The organism is Leptospira weilii serovar Ranarum str. ICFT (assembly GCF_000332415.1).
GTDB lineage: Bacteria > Spirochaetota > Leptospiria > Leptospirales > Leptospiraceae > Leptospira > Leptospira weilii_A.
Genome location: NZ_AOHC02000012.1, coordinates 45449 through 66408 on the forward strand (window position 1 = coordinate 45449; position 20960 = coordinate 66408).

General features: G+C 44.7%; 16 protein-coding genes and 2 pseudogenes. 10 read left to right on the top strand and 8 right to left on the bottom strand.

Features of this window, described 5'->3' with window-relative positions; genetic code table 11:
• Window positions 1-264 precede the first annotated feature (264 nt).
• Window positions 265-1062 carry a hydroxyethylthiazole kinase gene (gene thiM, locus LEP1GSC060_RS01440; protein WP_002995132.1) on the bottom strand — a complete coding sequence of 266 codons (798 nt, stop codon included), beginning with the start codon at window positions 1060-1062 and terminating at the stop codon, window positions 265-267.
• A gap of 352 nt (window positions 1063-1414) precedes the next feature.
• Between thiM and LEP1GSC060_RS01450 the strand changes: the two genes are divergently transcribed.
• On the top strand, window positions 1415-2656 hold the full coding sequence (locus LEP1GSC060_RS01450; protein ID WP_002995305.1) for a M48 family metallopeptidase: 1242 nt from the start codon (window positions 1415-1417) through the stop codon (window positions 2654-2656).
• 7 nt (window positions 2657-2663) lie between these two features.
• Here LEP1GSC060_RS01450 and sph (LEP1GSC060_RS20910) read toward each other — a convergent pair.
• The 3 genes and pseudogenes from sph (LEP1GSC060_RS20910) to LEP1GSC060_RS01470 form a co-directional block, all read right to left on the bottom strand.
• A pseudogene (gene sph, locus LEP1GSC060_RS20910) lies at window positions 2664-4583 on the bottom strand (sphingomyelin phosphodiesterase); the annotation flags it as partial.
• Window positions 4584-5115: 532 nt separating this feature from the next.
• The gene (locus LEP1GSC060_RS01465) at window positions 5116-5817 is read right to left on the bottom strand and encodes an IspD/TarI family cytidylyltransferase (protein ID WP_002995245.1); all 702 of its coding nucleotides are present in this window, start codon (window positions 5815-5817) and stop codon (window positions 5116-5118) included.
• A complete protein-coding gene (locus LEP1GSC060_RS01470) occupies window positions 5795-7063 on the bottom strand; it encodes a diaminopimelate decarboxylase (protein WP_002995284.1) in 1269 nt (422 codons plus the stop codon). The genes LEP1GSC060_RS01465 and LEP1GSC060_RS01470 overlap by 23 nt, the downstream gene beginning before the upstream one ends.
• Before the next feature lie 75 nt (window positions 7064-7138).
• Here LEP1GSC060_RS01470 and LEP1GSC060_RS01475 point away from each other — a divergent pair, with 75 nt between their 5' ends.
• From LEP1GSC060_RS01475 to LEP1GSC060_RS01500, 6 genes are all read left to right on the top strand, one after another.
• A complete protein-coding gene (locus tag LEP1GSC060_RS01475; RefSeq protein ID WP_002994832.1) occupies window positions 7139-8215 on the top strand; it encodes a zinc dependent phospholipase C family protein in 1077 nt (358 codons plus the stop codon).
• A 6-nt stretch (window positions 8216-8221) separates the two neighbouring features.
• Window positions 8222-10708: a penicillin-binding protein 1A gene (locus LEP1GSC060_RS01480; RefSeq protein ID WP_002994929.1), complete on the top strand. Its 2487-nt coding sequence runs from the start codon at window positions 8222-8224 to the stop codon at window positions 10706-10708.
• 101 nt (window positions 10709-10809) lie between these two features.
• Entirely contained in the window at window positions 10810-11220 is a 411-nt protein-coding gene (locus LEP1GSC060_RS01485) for a bactofilin family protein (protein ID WP_002995359.1), read from the top strand.
• A gap of 51 nt (window positions 11221-11271) precedes the next feature.
• Window positions 11272-12390 carry a peptidoglycan DD-metalloendopeptidase family protein gene (locus LEP1GSC060_RS01490; protein WP_002994891.1) on the top strand — a complete coding sequence of 373 codons (1119 nt, stop codon included), beginning with the start codon at window positions 11272-11274 and terminating at the stop codon, window positions 12388-12390.
• A 53-nt stretch (window positions 12391-12443) separates the two neighbouring features.
• Window positions 12444-13508, top strand: a complete 1065-nt coding sequence (locus tag LEP1GSC060_RS01495; RefSeq protein WP_002995072.1) for an alpha/beta hydrolase — start codon at window positions 12444-12446, stop codon at window positions 13506-13508.
• Between the two features lie 350 nt (window positions 13509-13858).
• A complete protein-coding gene (locus LEP1GSC060_RS01500) occupies window positions 13859-15241 on the top strand; it encodes a response regulator (protein ID WP_002995143.1) in 1383 nt (460 codons plus the stop codon).
• A 268-nt stretch (window positions 15242-15509) separates the two neighbouring features.
• Here the strand turns inward: LEP1GSC060_RS01500 and LEP1GSC060_RS20915 are convergent.
• A pseudogene (locus LEP1GSC060_RS20915) lies at window positions 15510-15635 on the bottom strand (LIC12628 family protein); the annotation flags it as partial.
• A gap of 114 nt (window positions 15636-15749) precedes the next feature.
• Here LEP1GSC060_RS20915 and LEP1GSC060_RS01510 point away from each other — a divergent pair.
• The gene (locus LEP1GSC060_RS01510; RefSeq protein WP_002995222.1) at window positions 15750-16577 is read left to right on the top strand and encodes a crotonase/enoyl-CoA hydratase family protein; all 828 of its coding nucleotides are present in this window, start codon (window positions 15750-15752) and stop codon (window positions 16575-16577) included.
• A 7-nt stretch (window positions 16578-16584) separates the two neighbouring features.
• Here LEP1GSC060_RS01510 and LEP1GSC060_RS01515 read toward each other — a convergent pair whose 3' ends face one another.
• Window positions 16585-16764: a hypothetical protein gene (locus LEP1GSC060_RS01515; RefSeq protein ID WP_036095183.1), complete on the bottom strand. Its 180-nt coding sequence runs from the start codon at window positions 16762-16764 to the stop codon at window positions 16585-16587.
• 113 nt (window positions 16765-16877) lie between these two features.
• Between LEP1GSC060_RS01515 and LEP1GSC060_RS01520 the strand changes: the two genes are divergently transcribed.
• Both LEP1GSC060_RS01520 and sph (LEP1GSC060_RS01525) read left to right on the top strand, forming a co-directional pair.
• Entirely contained in the window at window positions 16878-17726 is an 849-nt protein-coding gene (locus tag LEP1GSC060_RS01520) for a tetratricopeptide repeat protein (protein ID WP_002995450.1), read from the top strand.
• 197 nt (window positions 17727-17923) lie between these two features.
• Window positions 17924-19792: a sphingomyelin phosphodiesterase gene (sph, locus tag LEP1GSC060_RS01525; protein WP_002995194.1), complete on the top strand. Its 1869-nt coding sequence runs from the start codon at window positions 17924-17926 to the stop codon at window positions 19790-19792.
• 119 nt (window positions 19793-19911) lie between these two features.
• Here the strand turns inward: sph (LEP1GSC060_RS01525) and LEP1GSC060_RS01530 are convergent, their stop codons facing one another.
• Together LEP1GSC060_RS01530 and LEP1GSC060_RS01535 are read right to left on the bottom strand one after the other, a co-directional pair.
• Window positions 19912-20418 (bottom strand): hypothetical protein, encoded by a 507-nt coding sequence (locus tag LEP1GSC060_RS01530; RefSeq protein WP_002995317.1) that lies wholly within the window; start codon window positions 20416-20418, stop codon window positions 19912-19914.
• Window positions 20408-20875, bottom strand: a complete 468-nt coding sequence (locus LEP1GSC060_RS01535; RefSeq protein ID WP_002994941.1) for a RidA family protein — start codon at window positions 20873-20875, stop codon at window positions 20408-20410. The genes LEP1GSC060_RS01530 and LEP1GSC060_RS01535 overlap by 11 nt, the downstream gene beginning before the upstream one ends.
• Window positions 20876-20960: the final 85 nt, after the last annotated feature.

A 20960-nucleotide genomic window follows, 5' to 3' on the forward strand; every position in this document is an offset into this window, starting at 1 on the left:
CTTCTTTTCTTACGATATCCATTATGGATTGATCGTCCGATAAGGCAATCGATCCATTTTCATAAAATTTAAAGTAAGCGTAAATCTTTTTTTGAGGAACGCACCCATAGACGAAAAATACTAAAAAATGAAAGACAAATATACGCCGATTTACTTTCCTAAAAGTTTAAAGAGTATATTCTAATATACTTTCATACCCGGGCCTTTCTATCGAACGTCCTTACAAACCGCGAAACTTTACCAAGAATGTACTTTCAAAGAACGTTATCGTTCGATCGAAAGCCGACTCAATTGATCCAAAAAGTTGACCGCAAAACTTCCGGGGCCGTTCGATTCTTTCGCGGCGCGGGAACCCGCGATCGCAAAAACCGCCGACGCCGACGCGGTTGCGCGTAACGGATCTTTTTGAACTCCTAAAAAAGAAGCGATGAGAGAGCCCAAGGAACAACCGACACCGGTAACTTTGGTCATCATCGGATCTCCGCCCGGAACCGCGATCACGTCGATTCCGTTCGTAACGTAATCCACTTCGCCGCTTACGGCGACAACCGCGCCGGAGTTTTCGGAAAGTATTTTCGCAAAAGGTAAAACATCCGAGGAACGGGCGGTCGAATCGACACCTTTTCCTCCGCTACCTGTTCCGCCTAACGCAAGTATTTCGGAAGCGTTTCCTCTAATTACGGAAGGTTTTAAATCGAGCAACTCCTTTACCACATCCGTCCTAAAACCGAGGACGCCTACGGCGACGGGGTCCATTACCCAGGGAATATTTTTTTGACGAGCCGCGGCCGCCGCGATCTTCATCGCCCTTGCGTCGTTCCCAGTAACCGTGCCGACGTTGATCGATAAGGCGCTTGCAATCTTTGCGAACTCTCCCGCTTCCTCTTCTGCGATCACCATCGCCGGAGAAGCGCCGACCGCAAGTAAAACGTTTGCGGTCCAATTTGTGACCACGACGTTCGTTATAACATGTGTTAGGGGGGAATGTTTTTTCAGTTCGAAAAGGTCTTCTACGATTTCCTTTGCGGGCCAGACTCTTTCTAAGATTATATCTTTTGACATGGTATTGGGTTAAATCTAAAAAAGAGAATGAAATCTTGTAAAGAGTTTTCGTTCTTCGGTTTAAAAAGAAAGGACCGATCCGATATCGAACCCGGCCCGCAAAACTTTCAGAAAATGTTTAGGGCATTCCCCGCCTGTGAACTTACCGTTTCAAAAAATCAAAACCGAAAAAGCGCAGGCGGGTCGGGCTACTCCAGGTTCGTCGCAAAGCGACTCATCTCGAACCTTCGGTTCGAGACGCGGACGCGCCTTCCGTATCCCTAATGCGTTGTCATACGCGAAAATCATTGACTTACCACGGAATCGTTAAAAAATCATCGGAGCTTACGATCTAAAACATTTTGGAAATCAAATGCGACTCAAAACCGTACTACTGATCTTTTACGTATTACAGATTTTATTCACAGTTACGATGAAGTTTCTTTCGTATCAAGGGGACAACTCTCTCCAACTACATGAGCAAATTCTAAAGTATTTTACGCAGGAAGACGTTCAAAAAGGAATCGAATACGCAAGAAGGGGATTTTTCGCCTCGGTCCTTTCCGATCTAATCGATTTCGTCGTTGCCGGGTTTTTTGTTTTTTCTCCCCTTTCCGCTCGTTTGGAAGAACGGATCGAAAAAAAAACCGGAGGTCGTTTTTATCTTACGGTTTTGTTTTTCTTTTTCGTCTTCTGCGCGATTCAATTTTTAATTTCCGTTCCCTTTCAGTATTATTTCGGATTCGTATTGGAACACCGATTCGGTTTTTCAAAAATGACTTTTTTGGATTGGGTCGTATACACCACAAAAGGACTTGGGATCGGAATCGTGAGCGGAAGTGTCGCCGTATTGGGAATCTCATTCGTCTTAAAAAAATTCGAAAGAGTTTGGAAAATTTTAATACCCGCAACCTCTTTGGTACTCGGACTTTTAATCTCCGTTCTTTTTCCGATCGTGATCACACCCTTGTTTTATGAATACAAACCGATCGAAGAAGGAAGTCTCAAATCAAAAATCTTCACACTCTGCAATCAGGCAAACATCCAAGTGGAAAACGTATATGTGATCAACGAGAGTAAATACTCGGGGCATACGAACGCATACTTCACCGGCTGGGGTGAAAATCGAAAAATCTTTTTATACGACACGCTGATTCAAAATCATACGGAAGAGGAAATCATAAGCGTACTCGGACACGAAATCGGACACTGGACTTACGATCATCAGATCAAGGACATTCTGATCAGTACGTTCGAGACGTTCGTTCTTTGTATCCTACTGGGGTTCCTATTTCAAAAATTCAAAACGGAAAAGTCGATCCCATTGCGGGAATTGTATTCTCCCTCCACTCTTCCCTTTTTGTTTTTACTCCTTTCGCTCTTTGGAACTTTAACAAGACCCGTTTGGAGCGCATTGAGCCGAAGTCAGGAAACGGAAGCGGATCTGGAAGCGCTCGTTCTTACCAAAGATAAAAAATCTTTTATCGGCGCCGAAATCAAAATGGCAAAGGACAATCGGGGAAGGCTCGATCCGCATCCGAGCGAAGTGTTGTATTATCATTCGCATCCGACCACTCTTCAACGAATTCAATTCGCCGAAAAGTGGAAGGAATGAATTTCGTTTAACGATAGATGAGATCCGCCCTCCAATCTATTTCGGGAGTGGAATTGAATCGGAGATAAAAGGTTTCTCTCGGACTAACGGATCTCGCCCAAAGAAAGAGATATTCGTTCCAGTTTCCCGTGTTCCAAACGGTAAGATAGTAATATTTTGCCAAAGACGTATTATAATCTTTGAATGCGATGAGACTGCCGTCTCGTAGACATTCTCCGAGGACGTTTACGATTTCGATTCGATTGGAACCGTTATTGAAACTGGGATAATAGGCGTAGTTCGCGTTTCCGCCGCCAAACCACCAATTCCAAAAATGATTCAAATAAAAAGAGGATTCGATTCGTACAAATCCGCCCGTAATACAGGAGGGGTTCGAGTCCGGATCACTTTCCTGCAATAAATTAAATTTCGTTAAATTCGTTTCCGTCGCCGAATCCGCTTTCAACCAACCGTTCGATTTTTTAGAATCCGCTTGAATTCTTTTTCCGGTAGCCGCCGATACGAAGGAAACTTGATCGTATTTTCTTCTATGTCCCGATTTCGTCGGAGTGAATGCGTCCGCATAAACAAAACCGTAGACGGGATAACGTTCCGAAAATTCGTAACTCGTATATCCGCCCGGTCTTTTCCAGGTTTTCGGCGAAATGGGATCGTAAGCCAAATTTTGCCAGACGGGCGGTTGGGCGTGAGATTTTGAAACGAGTATATAAGCCGAATATGCGGGCGCCTCGTTCGGTTGTCTAAAAGCGGCCATTCCGTTGGTTTTTGTGTTCCATGTAAAAGGGACTCCCGCGTATCTGGACGGGTTTACATTCAAGCTATTAAGCATATCATAATATTCATCACTACCTTTATGTACGTTCAAATCTCCCGCGATCAACACGGTTTCGTTGTTCGGGATTTTTTTTACGTTGATAAAGTTTTTAATATCGTCGAATTGTTCCGCTCTTACGGGTTTTCCCGAATCGGCACACGCCGCGTCCTTTGTTTGGACTTGGGTTCCTACGATGTGAAACTTTTTTCCGCCTTTAACGATTCTCACGTAAGCGAATCCTTTATGATAAGAAGCATCCGCGCCGCATCCGGGATTATTAAAAATGTATTGTATCCTTTCTTCGATGGGCCATTTACTTACGATGACAACCCCTCCGTTGGTGGAAGTGGATCTTCTGTAGGTTCCGAAAGTCGCGTTCCAACCCTCTTGGGTTCTTCCGATCACATCGGTTTGATGCGGATACTCCGCACGAATTCCGTCCAAGAGAATTTTTCTCCCGTTATCATCGGAAAGACCTTCAAACACGATCACGTCTTGATCCTTTATATAGTTCGCACTCGCGATTCGTTCGGCTCTTTCGTTTTGTCCCCAATTTCCCCAACCTGCAAGTCTGGTCGACATAATGGAAACGTTGTGACTTAGCACTTTAATTTCTACATTTGTAGAACCCGAACTTGTAGAACCCGAACTTGTAGAACCCGAACCTGTAGAACCTGAACTTGTAGAACCTGAACTTGTAGAACCTGAACTTGTGGAACCTGAACTTGTAGAACCTGAACTTGTAGAACCTGAACTTGTAGAACCTGAACTTGCAGAACCCGAACTTGTAGAACCTGAACTTGCAGAACCTGAACTTGTAGAACCTGAACTTGCAGAACCTGAACTTGTAGAACCTGAACTTGTAGAACCTGAACTTGTAGAACCTGAACTTGTAGAACCTGAATCCGTGGAACCTGAATCCGTGGAACCGGAACTTGTAGAACCTGAACTTGTGGAACCTGAACCTGTGGAACCGGAACTTGTAGAACCTGAACTTGTGGAACCGGAATCCGTGGAACCTGAACTTGTGGAACCGGAATCCGTGGAACCTGAACTTGTAGAACCTGAACTTGTAGAACCTGAACTTGTAGAACCGGAACCTGTGGAACCTGAACTTGTAGAACCCGAACTTGTAGAACCGGAACCTGTGGAACCGGAACTTGTAGAACCTGAATCCGTGGAACCGGAACCTGTGGAACCGGAACTTGCTACGCCTGAATCACTTTGATCAACTCTTGGTAAATCGGCACCTGAATCAACTGGATTCGGGTTCCCAGCAGCACGGGGCGTTGCAGAATCCGGATTTTCAGTACCGGAATTTTCCGGGCCAAGATTTTCACTATTTGTATTTTCGTTTCCTAAAGCGACAAACAACATCAAAAGTAAATCGAAGTAAGAGGTTTGTTTATCGGCCGTACAACTTAAGCAAAGAAATAAAACGACGCAACAACTTACAAGGCGTCTCGGTTTTTTGAGTCTCTCCATTCTCATATATAATCTCCATTCTTTATCTTTGTGTCTTATTAATATACACGGCTAAAAAAATAAGAATAGCGTTTTATTAAGAAAAGCTTAATGAGAATCGATCTTATACGACTTAAGTAAGGTTAAGAATATCATTCTTTAGTAATACGCTTTACGTTTATTACGATATCTTTTGAAATAAGGAAAAGTAAAACTCCGCAAGTTCCAAGTCTTCCTTGCGCGTTATCTTGAGATTAAACGGATGCGATTCTACGATGGAGGATTTTATTCCCGCGCTCAAGGCCCAGGAACAAAGATCGGTGGGAATCGAATCCGTCGGAAAAGTCAACAGCTCTTTCAAAACGTCGCCTCTAATTCCCTGAGGAGTTTTTATAAACCGAATACGTTCCCGATCCAAAAAAGACGCTGTTTTTCCATTCCATTCTTCTAATACGGTTTCGGAAGTGCGGGAGGCCAGAGTGGCGATCCCGTCGGAACGAACACTTTCGCAAAGTCGATCCAATTCTTCCGCAAGCACAAAAGGCCGAGCCGCGTCGTGAACCAATACTATGTCGTCGTTTTGAAGATCCAAAACGGACAAACCGCAAAACATGGAAGCGTGTCTCGTATCACCTCCCTCCACGATCCGGTCCTCGTCCCGCAAAAAGGGAGCACAGATCGTTTCGGTCCGTTCGATCGAATGAGAAACCAAAACGATCCGTTTTTGTTTTCCCCAGTTTTGAAACCGTTTTAAAGAATGAAGTAAAACGGGTTCGCCGTTCAATTCCAAAAACTGTTTCGGAATCTGCGAACCCATTCTCGAACCGGTTCCACCGGCGAGTATCAAAACGTAAATTTTTTCAGAGAGAAACAGGGACTTCATTCTGAAAGATCTGTTCCAAGTTCTGACGTTTCCGAATGAGTCGAAAACTTCCGTCCAAATCCGCCAGAACCTCCGCCGTTTCGGGAAACGAGTTGTAATTTTTCGTGGACATGGAAGAACAATACGCGCCCGCTCCTTCCATAACAACATAATCTCCTAATTTAGCTTTTCCTGTTATTCGTGTGACCGGACCTCCGCCTTCCGCCTGGGTGAACAAATCGCCGCTTTCGCAGCAGTGTCCCACGTAAACGTATTCCGAAGTTTTTCCGGAATGGGAACCTTCCTTGGCAACGACGACTAACGGATGTCTCGCGGCGTAAAGGGAAGGTCTCGTATTTACGTCCATTCCCGCGTCCAGTTTTACGAACGTATAACCGCCGTTACCCGTAGAAACGACGTCGTCCACGGTCGCCACAATCGCTCCGTTATTCACCATTAGAAAAGAACCGGGTTCGATCTCCAGATGCAATTCGGTTCCGTTCTTCTTTGCAAACTCTTGAAAGAGTTCGACCACGGGTTTGCCGATCGTTTGGAAATCGGTGGTTCTTTCGTCTTCCATTCTTCCGACCTTAAAACCTCCGCCTAGATTCAAGATCCTGCACTCCGGAAATTGTGCGGCAATATCCAAAGAAACCTGAGCGACCGTTCTCCATACTTCCGGATCGCTACCCGATCCGATATGCGTATGAATCTTAAAAATTTTGAGATCGTATCGGGAGGCGATCTCCTTCACCTTGTCGAGTTCTTCGTGCCAAACTCCGAAAGAAGAAGTTTTACCGCCCACATCGGTTTTTTTAGTCTGCCCCGAACCGAGTCCCGGATTAAAACGAACGCTGACTTCCTTTCCCGGAAATAAATTTCCAAAAGCTTCAAGCTGGCGCAAAGAACAAGCGTTGAAGATCACTCCCTTGTTCACCAAATCCTTCAGGCCCTTGGCGAGCTCCTGAGAAGTCAACATGATGTCTTCCGGTTTGAAACCGTAGTGAATCGCTCTCAACACTTCGAATTCCGAACTCGCGTCGATCCGAATTCCCTTTCGTTTCATAATTTCCAAAATGGTTCGATTGGGATTGGCTTTCATCGCGTAACGTACGGTAAGTCCGTAACCGTTCGGAAACGCAAGCGCGGTATCGCAGCTTTTTTCGATTCTTTCCCGCGAATATACGAAAACGGGAGTTCCAAATTGTTGCGCGATCGAACGCACCTGAGACTCTGTCAAAAATTTTAATTTTTCTATTGATTGCATAGTGAAACGTACAATTCTAAATGGTTTTAGAACAAGCTCCGAAAGAGTTCCGTTTTTTTAAAGGCATTTTCCGTCATGGCTGGCAAAATCACTCATCTTGAAGTTCTTTCCCAGGTTTGCAAACATCTGGATCACGGAACCGCGGATCAAAGAAAAATTGCAATCCTCATGCGCGCGGAGTCCAACCGCAAGTTCGCAAACATAGGAGCCGTCGCTCCGGATATATTTTATTTTTATCATGTTCTTTCTCCTCGGAAAACGAAAAAAGCCACAACCTGGGGAGACATGAGTCACCATAACTCCGTCGCGGAACTCGTTTTGAGTTTTTTGGATCTCATTTTACAAACCGAAGAGGGAATTCACAGGGATCGTTACATCGCGTTTACTCTCGGTTACATCTGTCACTGCGTCGTGGACATCGTCACACATCCGTATATCTTTTACATCTCCGGAGACTTTTACAACAAGGACAAAAAGATCAGCAGCCTCGCGCAATACAATCATATGAGAGTGGAGAACGCCCTCGATTCCTGGTTGCTCGATTACAGATGGGGAATGACTCCGAAAGAGTACGACTTCGTACACCACGTAGACGCCATCTTCAAATCCGAAAAAAAAATCTGGAAGATGGACCCTATGCTCTGGCACTTTTGGCTCCGCGGACTCAAATCCACCTTCTCGGAAGAATTCAAAAAACATTATATAGGTTCGGAAGACAAAATCATCCCGGGCGATTTGTTAAACGAATCCTTTCTGGGTTATTTAGAATTCCATAAAATAATGGATTCGAGAAGTAGATGGGTGCGGGGTACTTTGAAGTTCCTGGATCGGATCACGTTCCACAAAGTTCGCTCCTCGGTTCTGATGCTTCCGCTCAAGGAACATATAGACAAACGGATCATGAACGAGGAAAAAAAGAAATGGAACTACCCGGCCGATCCTTCGATCGTACGGGAGGATTCCTTTGTGGAACTAATCAACCGTTCGGCGCAAAACGGCAAGGACGCGCTGACCCACGCGTGGAATTATCTCGAAAACAAAATGAGCCGCGCAGCATTTTTAAAGGAATACCAAGGATACAACTTGGACACGGGACTCCGCTTTCAAGGAGTGGACAGTATGAAGGAATTTTCGCCGTTGGAAGAAGTTTAATCGAACATGAAACAAGAACCAGTCAGTTATCTTTTCCGTTTTTTCGTCATTCATTTCCGAGATCAGGTTCTTCGGAGAATTGTAAACTCCGAAAATCCGCTGAAACAACTCGTCAAACTCTGCGCGGCTCTGTTGTTTCTAAACGGATTTTTATTCGTGTTTTCCATTAAGGATTTATGGAGAGTTCCCGAATCCAACCAGTACGAAAAACCTTCCGTACTTTACGGACTGAACGACAAAAACGAGTACGAACCGATCGCGGAGTTCTACCGTTTTTCCCGCGTCGTATTGAACATCAAAGAACTTCCTCCCGAAGCGGACGGAAAACAAAACAAACTCATCCGCAGTTTTGTTTCCACCGAGGACAATCAATTTTATTCTCATTGGGGACTGGATCTACGCGGAATATTCCGGGCCTTTATGGTCAACCTTCTCGCGGGAAGAATCAAGGAAGGGGCCTCGACGATCACACAACAGGTCGCCCGTTTAAAGTTTTTAAACACGGAACGATCGTTTTTAAGAAAGGCGAGAGAAGCCTGGCTCGCACTTTTATTGGAAGCGGTCTTCGACAAAGACACTTTGATGGAAATTTATCTGAACGAAATCCCCCTCGGACACGGAACGATCGGAGTCGGAGCCGCGGCGAGATTTTATTTTAGAAAGGACGTAAAGGATTTAACCTGGGGAGAATCGGCCTTACTCGCAAGCCTCACCACGAGGCCCACGGAATTTTCGCCCTTGGTCAATCCCAATTCTTCCAGCGCGAAGGTGCGGGTCGTATTCAAGAAGTTCGTGGAAAACGGAATCCTGGACGTCGAAACCGCGGAAAAAGAATACGAAAGTTTTTCTGAATATTATATAACTCTAAACCGTTCGCCGAACGATTCCGCGTTCGGAGACAGGCTCAACCGTTTTCCTTACTTTACGGAATACGTGCGTAAAAACCTGACGCGTTACATTCCCAAAACGACACTTTACAGCGGCGGTCTCAAGATCTATTCCACTTTGAACATACAACACCAGACTCAGGCGGAAAAGGCTTTGTATGCCGGATTAAAAAATCAAACGGCCCAATCCAACCAAAGAACGTTTACAAAGATAGACGCCTTCGACGACGCCTACGGAGATATCTACGATCTATTGTCGATGTTAAACGAAATCCCGGATTTTAAGTTCAAAATTTCCAGATCCGCACGAACGTTCAACCGCGCTTGGCAGGAGGATCTACGGGACGAACTTAGCGCGCTCAATCTTTTGAGCGGAACGGAAACACTGGGAGAAGCGATCGATTGGAGTTATAGAAGTCAACAAACCGAGGACTTTCTTCTACCCGTGGAAGGAGCCTTGATTTCGATACGTCCGGATACGGGATATATCACGGCCATGGTGGGAGGTTCGGGTTTTCGATCGGACAACCAGCAGATCCGAGCCTTCCAAGCGTATCGCCAACCGGGCTCCGCGTTCAAACCTCTCGTGTATGCGGCCGCGATGGAATACTACAATCAACATCCCGATCCAAAGAAAAACGTCACAGCCGCTACGCTCTTCTCCGATTCTCCTCTTCAATACGTATTAGAAGACGGTGATGAATGGAATCCTTCCAATTACACGGGAGAATATTCAGGATTTATAAAGCTTCGGGAAGCGCTCGAACTTTCCAGAAACAGCGTAGCGGTCCGCGTCCTCGAACATACGGGGATCAGCAATCTCATGCCGAACCTCGAAAAAATTCTACAGATCGAAAACAGATCCATTCCCAGAAACTATTCCATCTCTTTGGGAACCTTCGAAGTTTCTCCGTACGAATTGGCCCGCGCTTACGCGGTGATCGCGTCCGGAGGAAAACAAGTGTTTCCGTTAAGCGTACTTTACGTCGAAGACGGTTCCGGAAATACGATCCGGGATTTTCGGGACGAAGCGAGTAAACAGGAGAGGAAACAAATTCTTTCCCCGGAGATTTGTTTTATTCTCACGTCGATGATGGAGGACGTGATCAAAAAAGGAACCGGAACCGGCGCGACCTCTTACGGACTCAGCCGTCCCGCCGCGGGAAAAACCGGAACGACAAATAACTTTCGAGACGCGTGGTTTGCCGGTTATTCCTCCGAACTTGTGAGTGTGGTTTGGCTCGGATATGATACCGGAACTCTTTCTATGGGTAAGGGAATGTCCGGAGGTGTGGTTGCAGCTCCGATCTGGGGAAGGTTTATGTCCAATGCGCTTTCTCGGGAAAAATCGAAACCCTTTCACTTCGGAGAAACGGGGGTCATTCGAAAACAAATCTGTTCCATCTCCGGGAAACTTCCGGGTTCACACTGCAATCAAACCGAAGAAGAATATTTTACCAAGGAAACCGTTCCCAAAGAAATTTGCGACGATCATCGCGGCGCGGGTTTTATACAGGAACCCGATCCGCAACCCACCCACACAACTCAAGTGAAAAAGAAGCAGAAAACCAATATTTTCCAGGGTGACGATGATTTGATTCGGTAATTCCGAACAAAAATACTTGTCGTTTTGGGATTGAGTACACAAATAGATTTACCGCCTATCCCGATCCAGGGATAGGTTTTGATTGTTAGCAGGAGTTTTAGATGGCCATCGGCAGGGAAAATAATAATAGCGTAATCGGTCCAGGGTCCATTTTCGAAGGGAAATTTTATATCGCGGGTTCTCTTCGCATCGACGGCAAATTCGAAGGAGAGATCAAAACGGATGATACTCTTTATATCGGAGAAACCGGAAAGGTAAGAACCAATATCTCGGCCAAAGAAGTGACCGTTTCCGGAACGATGATCGGAAATATCAAAGCCGAAAACGAAGTTCGTCTGGAAGAAACCGGAAGACTTCTCGGAGATATCATCGCCCCTACTCTTCATCTTGCCAAAGGAGTGGTTGCAAAAGGGAACATAACGATCACCGGCGGACAGAAAAAAGACGCGAAAAAAATCGTGGAAGAATCTTTCGGCGGAACCCGGACTTTGGACAACGGAAAGGACGAATAAGTCCTTTTCTTTCTATAGGAAAGGCCGCTTGGCGGCCGATATTTTCCCTGTATGATCTTTAAAAAGCCCAGACAACTGACCGCGGGAAAAGAACTCCTTCGGACGGAAAATTTTACGCTGATCTACCTGGGCGCATTCCATTTTCATTATTCGTTTTATTTTAGAGGAAATCTTTATCACGGAAATCTGGACTTCCGAAGAAGAAAGTTCCGGCTCATTCCCGTATTCGCATCCGTCGCGCTTTTTCTCGCGTTTTTGGGATTCGGAATGAATCCGAGCAACGCAATGATGGATTCTTCCGGGCACGAAGTCATCGAAAACGATTCCGAGGACTTAAAGGCAAAGTCGGGAGACGAAAAATTTTTGGAGGAATCCGAAAAGGCTAAACTCACGATTTTGATGGCGAAGGAACTCAAGAACCCTTCCGAAAAGAAAAAACAACTCAAGGTTACCTCGTATCGAGTAAAACGGAACGAAACGTTAGCCGAAATCGCAACTCGTTTTAAGGTTTCTACGGAATCCATCGCGGGTTCGTCCAACATCAAAATCGACGATACTCTTTATCCCGGTCAAATATTAAGTATTCCTAATAAACAAGGTCTACTTTACAAGATGAAAACGGGGGACACGGTCGCCAAGGTCGCCAATCTTTATAAGGTCAATCTGGACGAGATCCTATCGGAAAACAAACTGGAAGATCTGGATATTCTTAGGCCCGGCCAAAAAGTATTTTTACCCGGCGCGGTAATTCCGGACCCCGCTCCCAAATGGGTGATCCCGGTCGGTTCGAGAGTTGTAACTTCCAATTTCGGTTTTAGAACCTTCCCCAGAAAAAAGTTTCACGAGGGTCTCGACTTAAAAGCGTTTTACGAACCCATCGCCGCCGCAAGAAACGGTAAGGTGATTTACGCCGGATGGATGGGCGGTTACGGAAACGTGGTCGTCATCGAACACACGGACGATTTCAAAACTCTCTACGCTCACAATTCCAAACTGTTCGTTCAACGAGGCGATTATGTTTTGGCCGGAAAAAAAATCGCGAGATCCGGTTCTACCGGTTATTCGTTCGGCCCGCATTTGCATTTCGAAGTCATCAAAAACGGACAGCCGGTCAATCCTTCCAAATATTTAAAGGGACTTACATTTCGGAGGGGCGGACCTACACACTGAGTTAAAGTAGAAATTGATTTCAATCTTGGAACGATCGCAGAATATCTTCTAAAATGAAAACCGTATCCGTATCTCTTACGCTCTTGCTCTTCGCATTCTATTGCAAAACATCCTCCATCGAAGAACTTCTCGATCAGAGATTGATCAAAACCTACGATCAAACCGAAACACTCAATTTATACTACGCGACGATCAGAGCCCAAAACCCAAACGCGGAAAACGGATGTAACGATTCCTATTTTTTAACGACAGCCGGTCGAGAACTGAAAACCGGATATTGTATCGTAAACGTTCCCGCAAATCGCGAGGTGGGGGCGCTTCCGTCGGGGCTGGGAAGCCGGGAAAATTTCTTTCAGTTTTTAGGACACAAACCTTTTGAAACCCGCGAGAACATGATCGAAGATCTCAAAAAGGATCCGTTCGACGAAGTACTCGTGTTCGTACACGGATTCAACGTAAAATTCGAAGAAGCGATTCTGAGAGCGGGTCAAATCCGGTACGACCTCAAATTTCCGGGCAAAGTGGTGGTTTTTACTTGGCCCGCGGGAAGCGAGGCCGGACTGATCGATCGGATATTACTCAGGGGAACGTATGAAAAAAATCTTTCCTCGGCCAGATCATCCCGAAAAGAATTTAAGAATTTTCTAATGTTTTTGCAAAATGCCGGAAAAAAGGTCCATCTGATCGTTCATTCGATGGGACATCAGGTGGCCGTACGCGCGTTAGACGAAATTGGAAAAGAAACGGACAAACCCTTGATTAGTGAGTTGATTCTCACCGCTCCGGACTTTGATTCCGGCGAATTCAGACTTTTCTCGGATTCTCTTTCCAAGGTCGCCAAAAGAACGACCCTCTATTGTTCTCCCGGAGACAGCGCTCTCCAGGCTTCCTCGTCCGTAAACCAAGGAGAACGACTCGGGACCTGTACTCGGATTCCGGGTTTCGACGTGATCAACGTGAACCCGGTCGATTCTTCCCTGATTTCCTTGGGACACGGATATTATTCTTCCAGACCTCTTTTAACGGATATCTATCAAATCCTCCTCGGGGTTAAAGCGGAAAAAAGACTTTTTATCCGGAAATCTTTCGGAAGCGAAAATTATGTTCTGAGAAATTAAAAGGGGTGATACGTTGAGTTACTCCGAAAATCTATATTCAACTTCCCTTAACTATCCGAAAATATTCATACGTATACTCCTTGATGTATAAAATCTTCCGCCGCGAAAAGAATGATAAAAATAAAATAAATTCTTAGAAATCCGGATTGGATTCTCCTCTAAAAAGTGTCTAATTTAAGAGTTATAACAAGATTTAAAAGTTTCCGCCGATTTTTTGTATTTCATTCAAAACTTGGAAACAATTCGGAAGGGCCGATGAAATCTCCGAAAAGATCGAACATAATATTGCCGTGACTTTTTATACATTTTGACAAATATCTTGTTGAATTCGAAGTTATTTTTAGTAACTAATGGATATGCTTCATAAACCTAAAATATTGGTGGTCGAGGATGAGATCATTGTCGCCGTCAATCTAGGCCAAAAGCTGAAAAAATTAGGTTATGAACTCGTAGGAATCACATCCTCCGGAGAAGAGGCGATCCAAAAAGCGGAAGAGAATCATCCCGACCTCGTCCTCATGGACATAAACATAGAAGGGAATCTGGATGGAATCGAAACCGCCGAAGTCCTTCGAAACCGTTTTCACACGCCGGTGATTTATCTCACGGCCTACGCGGATGAAAGTACTTTAGACAGAGCTAAAAAAACCGAGCCCCTCGGATATATCGTAAAACCGTTCGAGTCGGATCAACTCCGCTCTTCGATCGAAGTAGCTCTTTATAAAAACGAAATCGAACAAAGATCCAAACAAACGGAAGAAAAATTGAAAGGCGCCTTGGATCAACTCGGCGCGGGAATTGTAACCACGGATGAAAACGGGCTTCTACTTTTTATGAACTCGGCTGCTGAAAAACTAATCGGTTGCAAGTATGAGGATCAGATGGGAAAACCGATTCGGGAAATTCTATTTTTCAAACACGGAGCCGGGGATGAGGTCGGAAACATAGTCGAAGAAGTCCTCAAATCCGGAGTTCCCAAGGAAAATGGAAATTTACTCTTAGTTTCGAAAAACGGAAGCGGTCAAGAAATTCAACTCCAGAGTTCTCCGATTTTAGGAGCGGACGAAAAGCTGACCGGGACTTTCAATATTCTCAGAACCAAAGAACAACATTCTTCCGCGGCTGAAAAAGATACCTACCTCAAAGAAATTCATCATAAAATCAAAAACAATCTCACGATCATTTCCTCCATCTTCAGTCTTAGATCCGGTCAATCCAATGGAGAATCGAACGACCTCCTTCGGGAAAGCCAGAATCGTCTGCGCGCGGTCGCGCTCCTTCACGAAATTCTTTATGAAAGCAAGGATCTTTCCTCGATCAGCTTTGAACTCTATGTGAAAAAACTTACGGATGCCCTTTTCCAAATTTATCAAGTGGATCGGGAAAAGATTCGGTTGGAGTTGAATATCCAAGAGGCGAAAGTGAAAGCCGAAATCGGAATGAATCTGGCTCTGATCATCAACGAACTCATTACGAATTCTTTAAAACACGGGTTGGCCGATTCGGAATCCGGTTTGATTCGAGTTCATTTTACGAGAGAAAACGATATGCTAACCCTTGAGGTTTCGGATAGCGGAAGGGGGCTTCCCGAAGAATCGATTCGAAAGAGGAATCCCAGCTCCCTCGGTCTATCCCTCGTGGAATCTCTTGCCAGACAAATCGGTGGGAAAGTCCATTTACTCAATCAAGAAGGCGCCTGCGTTCAACTGCGTTTTCCGGTTTCCTCTCTCTAGGAACTCCTAGATTCCTGCGAATCGATTTTGCAAATCTTTACTTTTTAAAGTGGAGCTGGCGTGGAACTATCCACTCATTCCAGTCACTTGAAACGTGGGAACTCCCGCGTTTTTTCCCACTCAATCACAAACCCTTTCCCTTTCAAAACCCGAATTCCTGAACAACGATCTCCTAAAAACGGGAAAAAAGGAGTTCTATTGCGAACTTTTCTCAATTTGGTTTGTGCAAAACCAAAGATGTGATTCCAACTTCCCAGTGCATTCGGTATTTTTCCGGAAAAGTGTGGGAACTCCCTCGTTTTCCCGGTACTACAGAGGAATCCACCTCCCCTAAAAGCCTCTTCCATTCTTCCTTTGTATGCTGATGGCGAATTTTTTCCCAACTGATGATCATGACAAACTCCCCATAAAGATTATGAGAATCATTCTCATAATTAAAAACTTGTCTACCATTCCTTTGGATCAGGAATGACTTGTAAGAATTTTTTTCCTTCCCAGACTGACCGGGATGAAATCCCATTTTGAATTTTTTGAAATCGTCGCAAGACCCGAAGACAAAACCGCCATTTTGTATCTCAACCGACCTGAAAAAAGAAACGCAATGAACTGGCCTTTCTGGAGAGATCTCCCGGATGCAATCGAGGAAATCAATTCGAACCCGGAAATTCACGCATTTGTGATCGCTGCGAGAGGAAAATCCTTTTCCACGGGTCTGGATCTGGATTCTTTTATCCAACAATTCGGAACTTTGATCCAGGCTCCGTTAGGCGGCGACCGGAGAAAATTCTTCGATCTCATTTTGAAAATGCAAAAGGGAATCAACGCCGTATATAATTCTTCAAAACCTTCCATCGCCGCGGTTCAAAAACATTGTATCGGCGGCGGTTTGGATCTGATCTCGGCTTGCGACATCCGTTACGCTACGGTGGACGCATCGATTTCTCTCCGAGAAGCGAAGGTGGCGATCGTCGCCGACATGGGTTCCATCAACAGACTTCCTTCCATCATCGGACAAGGTCATACGAGAGAATTGGCTTTAACGGGAAAAGATATCGACGGAATCGAAGCCGAAAGAATCGGACTCGTAACAAAAGTGTTTCAGACCGAAGAAGAGATGATGAACACCGCGATCGCAACCGCAAAAGAAATCGCCGAAAATCCCAAGATCGTCGTGTCGGGCGTAAAAGATGTGATGAGATACTGCGAAGGCAAACCGTTGGAAGCAGGTCTGAATTACGTTGCTCTTTGGAATTCGAGTTTTCTCGATTCCTCGGATTTTAGAGGAGCGATCCAATCTTTTCGGGAACGCAAACGCCCCGTCTACAATCAAAACTGATCCGGCATTACGCGTAAAGGTCCAGGATTTTTCTTTGTCCTTCTTCCTTTAAATTCCGGACGCCCGCTTCCACGGCGAGGTTCAACATTTTTCGATTCAGATCGTTTTGCGCCTGAAAGATTTCTTTAGGTAGATTGGCTACCCTTTCCAAAAGTAAACTCTGGTTCGTATTTCCGTTGATATTCATAAATTCCCTCATCCGAGAATTTTGGGTTTTTCTTTCTTTTTCTCCCGATTCTATTCTCGGATGATAAATAGAAAACTTGATTATTTTTTGAAAATTTTTATCCTGTCTAAACCGTGAATTTCCCCGCACTGATCAGATCGGCGATTCAGAGGGAGAATCAAAGAGAATTCACCAAAGCTTTTAATCTCTACAAAGAAGCCCTCTCGTTTACCGGTAATCCTAAAACGATTCTTAAAATACTGAACCGCCAAGCCTGGTGTCAGTATCATATTGGAAACACTCGGGAAACCCTAAATCTTTTTCAAGAAATCATCACCAAGTACCCGAACGAACCTGAAAGTTATCTCTATTACTCCAACTATCTCATCAAGATCAGCAATTTCAAACAGGCTAAAAAATTTCTCACGAAGGGAATCGATCTCTATCCGGATCAATTGGAACTTTATCTCACTTTGGCCTCTCTTCTGAAAGATACGGATCGTTCCAACGAGGCGATCGCCGTTTTAAAACAGGCTTTGGCACAGGAAAAACTTTCGAGAGGTAGAGGAATTCTCCGCAAGGACATATGGGCGGAACTAGGACATCTTTATTATCAAAGAGGAAGTTACAACTCCGCATTGGTTTCCCTAAAAACGTCGATGCGTATGGACAGCGACGAGAATTTTCTGCACTACGATATGATCGCTCAGTGTTACCTGAAGGTTACCGATCATAAAAACGCGCTTAAGTTCATCGATTTATACATCCGATATTTCGGAGAATCCGATTCGGACATTCTCATCATCAAAGCGAGAGCGCACGCTCAACTCGGAGAAAGTCATCTGGCCTGCGCCTCCTTATTACAGGCGTATTCCATGGAAAACGGCCTTAAACTGAACGCGGAAGACATGATCGACTTCGCTCCCCTTCTCCAAACCGGCTTCTTTGATACATTAGAAAACGTTGAAATAGAAGAACCCTGATTTTCCCTTAAGGAACACGGAATTCGCGTTAAGAAACGTTATCCGAAATTGATAGACGTCAAGAGTCTATGTCTCCGATTAAATTACTTAAGCGCCATCGTGGATTGAATTTCAATGGATAGTTTTTTCAGAAAGTACTGTTACCTTTTTAAACTATGTAATAGTATAAACTCCGATATAAAGAATGGAGATAGTGTATGGGAACCCCGAAAAAAACAAAGGCGACACTTCTTGTAAGTAGTTGTTTCCTACCATTTTTTCTTTTAAATTGTATACCCGGTAAACGATCGTCGTACAATGATTTACTGACGTTACTGCTCCTAATTTCAAATGCCATACATATCGATTCCGCAAATCCCGATTCTACGAATGGGGCTTCTGCAAACGCAGATTCTAAAAATGTCGGTCCTACAATTATCGATTCTACAAACGTCGGTTCTACAAATCCTGATTCTGCAAACGCAGGCCCTGCGATTATCGATTCCACAAACGCAGATTCTAAAAATGTCGGTCCTGCAATTATCGATTCCACAAACGCAGATTCTAAAAATGTCGGTCCTGCAAATATCGATTCTACAAACATCGGTTCTGCAAATATCACTCCTGCAAGTGCAACAACTTCCGTAAATGTCGGTCCTGCAAATGTAGAAATTAAAATTCTAAGTCACAACGTCTTCCTGCTACCGAAAGGACTTCCGGGTTGGGGGGATTGGGCGCAAAACGAAAGAGCGGAGCAAATCGCAAGTTCGGATCATATAAAGAACCAAGACTTAATCGTGTTTGAAGAGGTTTTTGATACGAACGCCGGAAAAATTCTCTTGGACAAAATTCGTTCCCTGTATCCGTACCAAACCGACGTAATCGGAAGGACCCGAAGCGATTGGGACGCGACCCTCGGCGACTATAGATCCCTTTCGCTCATAAACGGAGGAGTTGCCATCGTTAGCAAATGGCCCATCGAAGAAAAAATACAATACATCTTCCAAGATCCCGGATGTGGCGCGGATTATTTTTCCAATAAAGGATTCGTTTATGTGAAAATCGACAAAAACGGAAACAAAATCCATCTTATAGGGACACACGTCCAAGCGGAGGACTCGGAATGTTCCGATTCTGGCGTATCCGTAAGAGCGAATCAATTCGACGAGATTAGGAATTTTATCGATTCAAAAAAAATCCCGAACGACGAAATCGTCCTGATCGCCGGAGATTTGAACGCGATCAAAGGTAGCATAGAATATTATAATATGCTTATTAGATTGAACGCAAACGAACCTACATACGCGGGAATTCCGTTTACGTGGGACACAGAAACGAACGAAATCGCCGCTTTTTATTTCGAGAAAGAAAAGCCCGTATATTTGGATTATATACTCGTCTCAAAATCGCATTTTCAACCCCCGGTTTGGCAAAATTTAGCGTACGATCCGATCTCGGCAAAAACCTGGACCGTAGCCGGATATACAAGCGACGAATTTTCCGATCACTATCCCGTTTACGGTTTTATCTATGCGGACTCTTCCACTCCGAAAAAATCCGGGCATAAAAGAAAATACGATCGAGTTTCCTTCGTATCCGCGGCCACCGGAAAAAAAATTCAAGCCGATTCTAAAAAACCGAACGCATGGTTAAAAGCGGATGCGGACGAGGACACGAATCTGACAAAATTCAATTTAGCGCAGAAAGACGATCCCGATTCAAATCCGTCCTGCATGAAAAGCGGACTCGTCCGAATCGAACCTTCTCATTCCTTAAATTACTTTTGGAATTGGTGGATCGGGGGCGGAGGCGGTAACTACGCCTACTACCCCAAGTTCAAGGACGGATCGAATCGGATCGAAATTATAAACCTGGACGAAAGATGTTTACGGAATGGGAACAGAATCGCATTCAAAGATTATGATACGTTTTCGGGACAATATCGTTACCTCGGCGTTTGGGAAAACGGAAACTGGAACGGATATCTTTATCTTTGGAAGAAATCGGTCGGTTTAAATGAAATCTTTTATCTTCAATTGGATTCGACTCCTGAAAGAGATTGGAGTGCGGATTTAATTTATCGTTGAATTTTTGAGCGACGTGTTTTGAGCGTATGCGACTATCGTTTTGCCTCTTAAAAGGCCCAATACGTCTTCAGAGAACGGTCCCAAAATCGATCTTGCCACTTGGATCACTCTACAAATTTTTAATCCTTGTCAAAAAACGATTTCAAAGAAAGTAAAGTGGTAAAACCCCATGCGCCTAAAAACGCGTAGAACTTCCAACTGAAAACATAATCGTCTTCTTTAAGAAAACTCACAAAAAAGGATTCTGGAAAAAAAATTCCCGCGAGCGCCCCCAAACCCAAAAGGAACTGCCCGCTCAAAAGAAGCGAACCCAGCCAATGAGAACGCCAGAAAGATCCGAAAAAGAAAACTCCCGCCGAAAGAAAAATAAAATAGAAGTTAGACGAAACCCGAAGACCTTCGGTCTCTTCTCCGCCTAAATGGATCGTGTATTCGATCCAAGTGGAAAGACTGAATAAAAGCTGGAAAGTAACGGAGATAAAAAGGATTTTTTCGGAAACCGATTTTTCCTTCCAGAACTCCGTAAACCTACCCGTAAAAGAAAGATAAAACGTAAGCCATTCTTTCAGAACGAGAGGAATCGAACGAAAACTCCATTGAACGTCTCTCCAAAGATTACGGAGCATCTGCAACCTGAAAAGTGACTTCCACTTCCACGGGCGCTCCCAAAGGAAGAGAAGGAGTACCTACGGCAAAGCGCGCATGACGTCCCTCGTCTCCGAACACGGAAAGAAAAAAGTTACTTCCGTGATTGGCGACCAAATGATGTTCCGTAAAGTTCGGACCACAGGCTACAAAAACTCCGATCTTAACGATCTTCAAGATTTTGTCCGGACCTCCACAAACTGCGGAAGCCGCCGCGATCGCATTCAAACTCGCTTGGATCGTGGCTTCCTTAACGTCGTCTACGGAAAGGCCCTCGCCCAATTTGCCGACGAGCATCAATTGACCGTCTTTGAGCGGGAGTTGTCCGGAAGTGAAAACGAGATTTCCGGATCGGTTTGCGGGAATGTAAGCCGCGATCGCTGCCGGTGCGGGAGGAAGTTTGTAACCTAGGGATTCGATTTTACTTTGGACGCTCATGTATTTTCTTAAGAAGAATGAAAGATCCTTCCAAAAAGATAGCCTTCCTCGATTTTTCAAGCAGTTTCGAAAAAAGGAATTTTCT